Source organism: Enterobacter sp. V89_11 (assembly GCF_029967775.1).
GTDB classification, from domain to species: Bacteria; Pseudomonadota; Gammaproteobacteria; order Enterobacterales; family Enterobacteriaceae; genus Enterobacter; species Enterobacter ludwigii.
Map to the genome: position 1 here is coordinate 21015 of NZ_JASCAN010000029.1, position 8352 is coordinate 29366.

Consider the following 8352-nt stretch of genomic DNA (forward strand, 5'->3'; position numbering starts at 1 on the left):
TTATTTCCTCAAATTCTCGTGCGTAAAATTACGCTTCAACAATTGCCAGAATGTCGCTTTCGGACATGATCAACACTTCTTCATTGTCGATCTTCTCGGATTTCACGCCGTAGCCATCGTTGAAAATTACGATGTCACCAACTTTAACGTCCAGTGGCTGCACAGTTCCGTTTTCCAGAATGCGGCCCTTACCGACAGCGATGATTTCGCCACGCGTTGATTTTGCTGCTGCAGAACCAGTCAGAACGATGCCGCCAGCAGACTTGGTTTCAACTTCTTTACGTTTGACGATCACACGATCATGTAACGGACGAATACTCATTGATAGCTCTCCTTTGAGAAAGTCATTATCAGTTATGGATGACGCCGGTCCGCACGCGGTTTTCCGACTAGTGCCCTGAGAGATGGGGATAGCTTTTTCCCCCTTCAAGGGGCAGACGAAAAAAAATTTGCGAAAGTGTTACCATCGCCTCTCTTTTGATCGTGGCAGGGCGATGTCAATGAGTGGACTAAAACAGGAGTTGGGACTGGCGCAGGGCGTGGGTCTGCTGTCGACCTCCTTGTTAGGTACGGGTGTGTTTGCGGTACCCGCGCTGGCAGCTCTGGTGGCCGGCAATAATAGCCTGTGGGCGTGGCCAGTGCTGATTGTGCTGGTGTTTCCGGTCGCGGTCGTGTTTGCCATCCTCGGACGGCATTTCCCCAGCGCGGGCGGCGTAGCGCACTTTGTCGGTATGGCGTTTGGTCCGCGACTGGAGCGGGTCACCGGCTGGCTGTTTCTTTCTGTTATTCCGGTCGGTCTACCGGCAGCGTTGCATATCGCGACCGGTTTTGGCCAGGCGCTGTTTGGCTGGCATAACGAGCAACTGCTGCTGGCCGAGCTGGGTACGCTGGCCATCGTCTGGTGGGTCGGCTCACGGGGTGCCAGCTCGAGTGCCAACCTGCAAACCGTCGTTGCAATACTGATTGTGGCCCTCATTGTCGCCATCTGGTGGAAAGGGGATATTACGCTGAAGGAGATCCCCTTCCCCGCAGTAAGTGACATCAACCATTCGCAGCTGTTCGCTGCGCTGTCGGTGATGTTCTGGTGTTTTGTCGGGCTGGAGGCGTTCGCCCATCTGGCCTCTGAGTTTAAACAACCGGAACGGGATTTCCCGCGCGCCCTGATGATTGGCCTGCTGTTAGCAGGTACCGTTTACTGGGCCTGTACCGTGCTGGTACTGCATTTCAACGCGTTCGCCGCGGATAAAGCGGCCGCTGCCTCGCTGCCGGGCATTGTGGTGCAATTGTTTGGTCTGAAAGCGCTGTGGGTCGCCTGTGTTATTGGCTATCTGGCCTGTTTTGCCAGCCTCAATATCTACATCCAGAGCTTTGCGCGTCTGGTGTGGTCGCAGGCGCTTGATAGACCAGAGAGCCGCCTTGCGCGCCTGTCTAAACGTCAGTTGCCGTTGAATGCGCTTAATACCGTGCTGGGCTGCTGCGTCTTGAGTTCGCTATGTATTTACGCGCTAAATATCAATCTTGATGCCCTGATCGTGTACGCCAACGGGATTTTCATCATGATCTACCTGCTGTGCATGCTGGCGGGTTGTCGTCTGCTGAAAGGTCGCTATAAAGCGCTGGCAGTGGTTGGTGGCGTGCTTTGCCTGCTGTTGCTGGCGATGGTGGGGTGGAAAAGCCTGTATGCGATTAGCATGCTGGCGGGGCTGTGGCTGTTTTTACCGAAACGCGGCACCCTGTAAAACAAAGCCCGGTAGCGATTCGCTTACCGGGCCTGGCCTCTTTTATCGATCGTCTTTATGGTCTAAACGGTCGCGCTGTTCATCTTTACGCTGATACTCCCCTTCGAAAGTATCCCCCGGCCCTGTGCTGAATCCACCGCCCGGCATACGGCTAAAACGCAGATGCGGCAGTAGCTTCATGGTCAGGTGTTTTTGCACCGGCGGCAGAAGCAGCAGCAGGCCGAGGAAGTCAGTGAAGAACCCCGGCATGATCAGCAGCAGGCCAGCAATAATCAGCGAGACGCTTTTGATCATCTCTGCGGCCGGGCTTTCGCCTGCGGCCATCTTCTGCTGCATTATCAGGAAATTTTTGAAACCCTGATTACGCACCAGCGACATGCCGATCACCGAAGTGAAAATCACCAGAATCAGCGTTAACAGGACACCCAGTACATGGGCGACCTGGATAAAAATTGAAATCTCGATGTAAACATAGAGAAAGAAAGCAATAAATGGTACCCAGCGCACTGGCATCTCCTGTGTGGCAGGAGCCCTCAGGCCCCTGTCTGAATGTGTTCGCGAAACGCGTCTGTAAGAAATGGTGACGGTTAGCCAAAATTCAATCGGTTTGCACGGATATTTTTTCTGGAAATTTTAAAGCGGTGACTCATTTCACAGATTAATAATTATCATGGAATCGGGTCGATAATAAGTGATCCAGATTACGGCAATTCGCTATCATCAGCATATGATCTCGAACATCTGGCTGATTGAGGGAATAATCGTCGGTCAGAAAATATTCAAACCACATAAATACTGTGTGTTTAGTACAATCCATCGGCAGCTTGAAAAGAAGGTTCACATGTTAAACAACATTCGTATCGAAGAAGACTTGTTGGGTACCAGGGAAGTTCCAGCGGATGCCTACTATGGTGTTCACACTCTGAGAGCGATTGAAAACTTCTACATCAGCAACAACAAAATCAGCGACATCCCTGAATTTGTACGTGGCATGGTGATGGTGAAAAAAGCCGCAGCACTGGCCAATAAAGAGCTGCAAACCATTCCGAAAAGCGCGGCAAATGCGATTATCGCTGCCTGCGATGAAGTGCTGAACAACGGCAAATGCATGGATCAGTTCCCGGTCGATGTCTATCAGGGCGGCGCGGGTACCTCCGTCAACATGAACACCAATGAAGTACTGGCAAACATCGGCCTGGAGCTGATGGGTCATCAGAAAGGTGAATACCAGTATCTGAATCCGAACGACCATGTTAATAAATGTCAGTCCACTAACGACGCCTACCCAACCGGCTTCCGTATCGCGGTGTATGCCTCCGTGGTGAAACTGGTGGACGCCATTAATCAGCTGGGTGATGGCTTCCAGCGCAAAGCCGTTGAGTTCCAGGACATCCTGAAAATGGGTCGTACCCAGCTGCAGGACGCGGTTCCGATGACCCTCGGTCAGGAATTCCACGCGTTTAACGTGCTGCTTAACGAAGAAACTAAAAACCTGCTGCGCACCTCCGAGCTGCTGCTGGAAGTGAACCTGGGCGCAACCGCCATCGGCACGCGTCTGAATACGCCGGACGGTTACCAGCAGCTGGCGGTACAGAAGCTGGCTGAAGTCTCTAACCTGCCGGTTGTGCCTGCAGAAGATCTGATTGAAGCCACCTCCGACTGCGGCGCGTACGTTATGGTTCACAGCGCCCTGAAACGTCTGGCGGTGAAACTCTCCAAAATCTGTAATGACCTGCGCCTGCTCTCTTCCGGTCCACGCGCTGGTCTGAATGAAATCAACCTGCCAGAGCTGCAGGCCGGTTCGTCCATCATGCCGGCGAAAGTGAACCCGGTAGTGCCAGAAGTGGTGAACCAGGTCTGCTTTAAAGTCATCGGTAACGATACAACCGTGACCATGGCCTCTGAAGCCGGCCAGCTGCAGCTGAACGTCATGGAGCCGGTCATCGGCCAGGCAATGTTTGAATCCATCCACATTCTGACCAACGCCTGCTACAACCTGCTGGAGAAATGCGTTAACGGCATCACCGCGAACAAAGAAGTTTGTGAAGGGTATGTCTACAACTCCATCGGCATCGTCACCTACCTCAACCCGTTCATCGGCCACCATAACGGCGACATCGTCGGTAAGATTTGCGCCGAAACAGGTAAGAGCGTGCGTGAAGTCGTTCTGGAACGTGGACTGTTGACCGAAGCCGAGCTGGACGATATCTTCTCGGCCCAGAACCTGATGCACCCGGCATACAAAGCGAAACGATATACCGATGAAAGCGAACAGTAGCAGTTCAGGCTAGGCTTCCTTAAGGCACGTCACTTGTGACGTGCCTTTTTTCTTTATAGGCGTTACCAAAATACAACAATTCAATATCAACTTGTTAATAAGCAAGGCAGGTCCTTATGTTTGGAGCAGAACTCGTCATCGTCCTGTTGGCGATTTATTTGGGAGCAAGACTCGGGGGTATCGGCATTGGTTTTGCCGGCGGTCTCGGGGTGCTCGTACTTACCCTTATCTTTCAGATTAAACCCGGCGCAATCCCTTTTGACGTTATCGAAATCATCATGGCGGTTATTGCCGCTATCGCAGCCATGCAGGTGGCAGGCGGTATGGACTACCTGGTGAGCCTGGCGGAGCGTATGTTACGCCGCCATCCAAAATACATTACCTTCCTTGCCCCGCTGGTGACATGGTTTATGACCATTCTCGCCGGTACTGGCCACACCGCCTTCTCCACGCTGCCGGTCATTACCGAAGTGGCGAAAGAGCAGGGCATCCGTCCGTCTCGTCCCCTCTCGATCGCCGTGGTCGCGTCCCAGATTGCGATTACCGCATCACCTATCTCCGCTGCGGTGGTCTTCTTCGCCGGTATCCTTGAGCCTATGGGCGTGAGTTACCTGACGCTGCTGGCCATCTGTATTCCGGTGACGCTGATTGCAGTGATGATCACCGCCGTGCTGTGTAACTTCCTCGGCGCCGAACTGAAAGACGATCCGGTTTATCAGGAGCGTCTGGCAAAAGGTGAAGTGAAACTGCGTGGTAGCCAGGTCTTCGAATTGAAGCCGCATGCAAAACGCTCCGTCTTGCTGTTCCTGATCGGTATCGTTGCGGTCATGTTCTACGCAACCGCCATCAGTGACACCGTGGGTCTGATCCAGAACCCGGTCCTGCCGCGTAACGAAGCGATTGTGGTATTCATGCTGACTATCGCTACGCTGATCAGCATCACCTGTAAAATCGACACCAGCGAAGTGCTCAACGCCAGCACCTTTAAATCCGGTATGAGCGCCTGCGTGTGTGTACTGGGTGTGGCCTGGCTTGGTGATACCTTCGTGAAAGCTCACATCAGCGATATCCAGACCGTTGCGGGCGACCTGCTGCACAACTATCCGTGGCTCCTGGCTGTGGTGCTGTTCTTTGCCGCAACCCTGCTTTACTCTCAGGCGGCCACCACCAAAGCCCTGATGCCTGCGGCACTGATGCTGGGTGTTACCCCGCTGACGGCTATCGCCTCGTTTGCTGCCGTTTCTGCACTGTTCGTTTTACCCACCTACCCAACCCTGCTGGCGGCGGTTGAGATGGATGACACTGGCTCGACTCGCATCGGTAAGTACGTATTTAACCATGCGTTCCTGATCCCGGGCGTGGTGGCTATCTCGCTGTGCGTGATCCTCGGCTTTATCATTGGCGGCATCGTGCTGTAAACAATGATGGGTTGTAAAAATAGTTAAAAACGGGCCGCTCTGCGGCCCGTTTCATTAATGACCAATAGCCTTGCGTGATATAGTGAAGACTTTCGTGATGAGGAGGTCGACTTGTGAACACGCCTGATGCTGTTGTTGTCCTTTGTACCGCCCCTGATGAAGCCTCTGCCCAGGATCTCGCCGCCAAAGTGCTGGCCGAAAAACTGGCAGCCTGCGTGACGCTCCTTCCTGGCGCCACCTCCCTTTACTACTGGGAAGGTAAACTGGAGCAGGAGTACGAAGTCCAGATGTTGCTCAAAACCAATCTGGCGAACCAGCAGGCACTCCTGGACTGCCTCAAATCTCATCATCCCTATCAAACCCCCGAACTGCTGGTATTGCCAGTGGTCCACGGCGACAACGATTATCTCTCATGGCTCAACGCTTCCTTACGCTGATCCTGCTGCTGTGCAGCACATCAGTTTTTGCCGGGTTATTTGACGCTCCCGGCCGTTCGAACGTTATTTCTGCCGACCAGGCATTTGTTTTCGATTTTCAACAAGACCAGCATGACCTGAATCTTACCTGGCAGATAAAAGAGGGGTATTACCTCTATCGCAAGCAGGTCAGCATCACGCCTGCTCAGGCAAAGGTAGGCCCACTTCAGATGCCTGCGGGCGAGTGGCATGAAGACGAGTTTTTCGGCAAAAGTGAAATCTATCGCCAGCGGTTAAGCGTGCCAGTGGCGGTCAATCAGGCCGATAAAGGCGCCACCGTGACCGTCACGTATCAGGGCTGTGCCGACGCGGGCTTCTGCTATCCGCCGGAAACCAAAGTCATTCCGCTGAGCGAAGTTAAAGCGGCCGACAGTATGCCTGCGCCTCCCGCAGATGAGAGCGCCGGAATGAAGGACGACGGTCACACAGCACTGCCCTTCTCCGCCTTGTGGGCTTTACTGATTGGTATCGGCATCGCCTTCACGCCGTGCGTGCTGCCCATGTATCCGCTTATCTCCGGAATTGTCCTTGGCGGCAAGCAACGTCTTTCAACCGCACGCGCCCTGCTGCTGGCCTTTATCTACGTGCAGGGTATGGCGTTAACCTACACCGCACTTGGCCTCGTGGTTGCTGCTGCCGGACTGCAGTTCCAGGCTGCACTTCAGCACCCTTATGTGCTGGCTGGCCTGTCGATCGTATTTATTCTGCTGGCGCTGTCGATGTTTGGTTTGTTCAGCTTACAGCTGCCGTCCGCGTTGCAGACTCGCTTAACGCTGATGAGTAACCGTCAGCAGGGTGGCTCCCCGGGCGGCGTGTTCGTGATGGGTGCCATCGCCGGGTTGATTTGCTCACCGTGCACTACCGCGCCACTGAGCGCAATCCTGCTGTATATTGCCCAGAGCGGTAACCTGTGGCTCGGCGGTGGTACGTTGTATCTCTATGCGCTGGGAATGGGTCTGCCATTGATTCTGGTAACGGTATTTGGCAACCGTCTGCTGCCCAAGAGCGGCCCGTGGATGGAGACGGTGAAAACCGCGTTTGGTTTTGTCATTCTGGCGCTGCCGGTGTTCTTGCTCGAGCGTATTATCGGCGACGTCTGGGGGATGCGCCTGTGGGCAATGCTCGGTGTTGCCTTCTTCTGTTGGGCGTTTATCACAAGCCTGGCAGCGAAAAAGCCGTGGATGCGTCTGGTGCAAATCCTCCTGCTCGCCGCCGCGCTGGTGAGCGTACGGCCACTGCAGGACTGGGCATTTGGCACACCCGCGGGACAAACGCAGGCGCATTTGAACTTCATCCAGATAAAGAACGTGGATGAACTCAACAGCGCACTGGCGCAGGCGGAAGGCAAACCGGTCATGCTGGATCTGTATGCTGACTGGTGTGTCGCCTGTAAAGAATTCGAAAAGTACACGTTTAGCGATCCGCAGGTGCAAAGTGCACTGAAAGAGACGGTTCTGCTCCAGGCAAACGTCACCGCCAACAGTACAGCGGATAAGGCACTGCTGAAGCAACTTAACGTGCTGGGTCTGCCAACCATTCTGTTCTTCAACGAACAGGGCCAGGAGCAGCCCGCACAGCGTGTAACCGGGTTTATGGACGCGACGGCATTCAGCGCGCATTTGCGCAATCGCCAACCGTAAACAACACTTGAAACGGGACAAACCGTTGGGAATAACGGAGGAGATAACCGTGCAACGCGAAGACGTACTGGGACAAGCCCTGCAATTACTTGAGATTCAAGGGATCGCCAGCACCACGCTTGAGATGGTAGCCGACCGTATTGATTATCCTCTGGATGAACTCATGCGCTTCTGGCCGGATAAAGAGGCGCTGCTTTACGATGCCCTGCGTTATCTCAGCCAGCAGGTTGATGTCTGGCGCAGGCAGCTGATGTTAAATGAAGAACTGACTGCGGAGCAAAAGCTGCTGGCGCGTTATACCGCCCTGAGCGAATGCGTAAGCAACAACCGTTATCCGGGTTGCCTGTTTATTGCCGCCTGCACCTTCTACCCTGACCCCGGCCATCCTATCCATCAACTGGCGGATCAGCAAAAGCGGGCGGCGCATGATTTCACGCACGAACTGCTGACCACGCTCGAAGTGGATGACCCGGCGATGGTCGCTAAGCAGATGGAGCTGGTACTGGAAGGTTGCCTGAGCCGCATGCTGGTAAACCGTAGCCAGGCCGATGTGGATACAGCACACCGTTTGGCCGAAGATATCCTGCGTTTTGCGCAGTGTCGTATGGGTGGTGCGCTGACGTAATCTGTCTGAAGAATTTGACCTGTTCGGCGCGTAAACCGTCAGATTGCCGCAAAGTTAAGCAGTTGAACGGCTTTTCCCGAAATAGTGTTGACGATCAGGCGCGATTGCGGTTTAATGCGCTCCGTTGCCCGGATAGCTCAGTCGGTAGAGCAGGGGATTGAAAATCCCCGTGTCCT

8 protein-coding genes are annotated in these 8352 nt (G+C 54.1%); 6 read left to right on the forward strand and 2 right to left on the reverse strand.

From position 1 onward, the window contains the following. Positions 1-28: 28 nt before the first annotated feature. Positions 29-322: a co-chaperone GroES gene (locus QLG09_RS21355; protein ID WP_003855929.1), complete on the reverse strand. Its 294-nt coding sequence runs from the start codon at positions 320-322 to the stop codon at positions 29-31. Between the two features lie 178 nt (positions 323-500). Between QLG09_RS21355 and yjeH the strand changes: the two genes are divergently transcribed. Next, positions 501-1739 (forward strand): L-methionine/branched-chain amino acid transporter, encoded by a 1239-nt coding sequence (yjeH, locus tag QLG09_RS21360; protein ID WP_049023906.1) that lies wholly within the window; start codon positions 501-503, stop codon positions 1737-1739. Positions 1740-1781: 42 nt separating this feature from the next. Here the strand turns inward: yjeH and QLG09_RS21365 are convergent, their stop codons facing one another. Continuing rightward, on the reverse strand, positions 1782-2246 hold the full coding sequence (locus QLG09_RS21365) for an FxsA family protein (RefSeq protein WP_049023905.1): 465 nt from the start codon (positions 2244-2246) through the stop codon (positions 1782-1784). A gap of 334 nt (positions 2247-2580) precedes the next feature. Here QLG09_RS21365 and aspA point away from each other — a divergent pair, with 334 nt between their 5' ends. From aspA to QLG09_RS21390, 5 genes are all read left to right on the forward strand, one after another. Beyond that, positions 2581-4017 carry an aspartate ammonia-lyase gene (aspA, locus tag QLG09_RS21370; protein WP_020882968.1) on the forward strand — a complete coding sequence of 479 codons (1437 nt, stop codon included), beginning with the start codon at positions 2581-2583 and terminating at the stop codon, positions 4015-4017. A 116-nt stretch (positions 4018-4133) separates the two neighbouring features. Then, positions 4134-5435, forward strand: a complete 1302-nt coding sequence (locus QLG09_RS21375; RefSeq protein ID WP_006178930.1) for an anaerobic C4-dicarboxylate transporter — start codon at positions 4134-4136, stop codon at positions 5433-5435. Positions 5436-5548: 113 nt separating this feature from the next. After that, the gene (gene cutA / locus QLG09_RS21380) at positions 5549-5872 is read left to right on the forward strand and encodes a divalent cation tolerance protein CutA (protein WP_014168278.1); all 324 of its coding nucleotides are present in this window, start codon (positions 5549-5551) and stop codon (positions 5870-5872) included. Then, positions 5848-7551, forward strand: coding sequence for a protein-disulfide reductase DsbD (locus QLG09_RS21385; RefSeq protein WP_049023904.1), 1704 nt, complete (start codon positions 5848-5850; stop codon positions 7549-7551). Before cutA ends, QLG09_RS21385 begins: the two co-directional genes overlap by 25 nt. 49 nt (positions 7552-7600) lie before the next feature. Then, entirely contained in the window at positions 7601-8176 is a 576-nt protein-coding gene (locus QLG09_RS21390; protein WP_020882970.1) for a transcriptional regulator, read from the forward strand. Positions 8177-8352 lie beyond the last annotated feature (176 nt).